The organism is Robinsoniella sp. (assembly GCF_034124845.1).
The window spans coordinates 1-1647 of record NZ_JAWYAJ010000134.1; the positions used below are offsets into that span (position 1 = coordinate 1).

Sequence of the window (1647 nt, forward strand, 5' to 3'; positions counted from 1 at the left end):
TGGCTCAATCCATGGAGAACCCGTTTGAAGTATGGATTCCAGCTTTCAGTTAAGGAAAACAGATTACCTACGCTTAAAAACACAAAATGTTTTTCCTTCTCCACAAATTCTGTTAACACGCTGCCAATATGATGGGAAGCCTGCCGGGCTGTAAAAAAGATCTGCAGTACATAAATGTATTCCGCTTCCTGGGTATATTCACACTGGAAACCTTCCAGTCTTAGAGCAGTGATCAAACGATGTACCGCCATCTCTGTATTTTCAAAAACAAAGGCCCCGATATAAAGTGCGTGGGTAATTTGTAAAAATTCCGGATAATTCGTATAAAGCCCCTGAATATCCAGTGAACCGTTCTGCACATTTGTAAGAGCAGTACATTTTTCATAATGATTGAGTTTTTCAATCTGGCGGTGCTGTTTTTTGGAGAGGGCAATTTTTTCAATACAGTCCTCCAGCGTACTTTTCAGTACCAGGGTGTCTACCGGTTTTAGCAGATAGTCGGTAACTCCATACCGCATAGCCGTACGGGCATATTCAAAGTCATTATAGCCGGATAAAATGATTATTTTTGTCTGGGGATAATCCTCATGAATTTGTTCCGCTGCCTGGATCCCGGTCATTTTAGGCATTTTAATATCCAGTATAATGATATCCACCGGATGCTGCTCCAGCAGTTCCATAACTTCCATTCCATTTTCAGCCTCACCAATAAAGTTCAGATTCAGAGCAGTCCATGGAATTATTTTTTTTAAACGCTGCCGGATGAAATATTCATCGTCAGCGATCAGAAGATTTAAGGCCATTTTGATTTGCGGCCTCCTTTCCAATTGTAATTGTTGTGATACAGCCTCCCTCAGGGCGATTGGCGATTTCCAGACCATATTCCGTTCCATAATAAAGCTGGATACGCTGATGGATGTTTTTGATGCCAAAGTGGTCGCTGCCTGTCTGCCATATCTGGTCATAAGCTTCTTTTGAAAAACCAATGCCGTTGTCCTGTACAACAATACGAATAGCGTCAGTATATTCTGTGACCATGATTTCCAGGATACCTTTATATTCAAGTTCTTTGATACCGTGATAAATACTATTTTCTACAATGGGCTGTAAAAGCAGCTTCAGGCAGGGATATTCATAGAGGGATCTGGGACAGTGAATATAGTAGTCAAATTTGTTGAAGTACCGTACCTGCATAATGTGCAGATAGGCTTCTGTGATTTCCAGCTCTTCTTTTATTGTAATGTAAAACTTACCATTACTCAAGCCTTCCCGGTAAAAAGTTGATAAATTCATAACAATATCAATCAAAGTCTCTTTTTCATCTATTTCAGCAAGAGAACAGATATTATCCAGGGTGTTATAGAGAAAGTGGGGATTTACCTGCTGTTGTAGGAGATCCAGAGAAATCTTTGTTTTCATTTTCTGGGATTCCAGCAAGTCATTTTTTAATTTCTCCTGGGCTGTAATCATGCTGTTAAAAGCTTTGAATAACTCACCGATTTCCGTATCGCTGCACTCTTCCTGTACGGGTGTCCAGATTCCCTCCTTAATCGTCCGGGTGTGATGTATCAGATGGTCGATGGGGGAACTGATCGTATGGGAAACTTTATGGGACACGTAGATGCACACTGCGATACATACCAGTGT

At 40.9% G+C, this 1647-nt stretch carries 2 protein-coding genes; both read right to left on the reverse strand.

Annotated elements, in window-relative coordinates:
- On the reverse strand, positions 1-803 hold an 803-nt coding region (locus ACH2DQ_RS06465; protein ID WP_395026032.1), incomplete at its 3' end, for a response regulator.
- A partial coding sequence (locus ACH2DQ_RS06470; RefSeq protein ID WP_395026034.1) for a sensor histidine kinase occupies positions 778-1647 on the reverse strand: 870 nt, incomplete at its 5' end. The genes ACH2DQ_RS06470 and ACH2DQ_RS06465, both read right to left, overlap by 26 nt.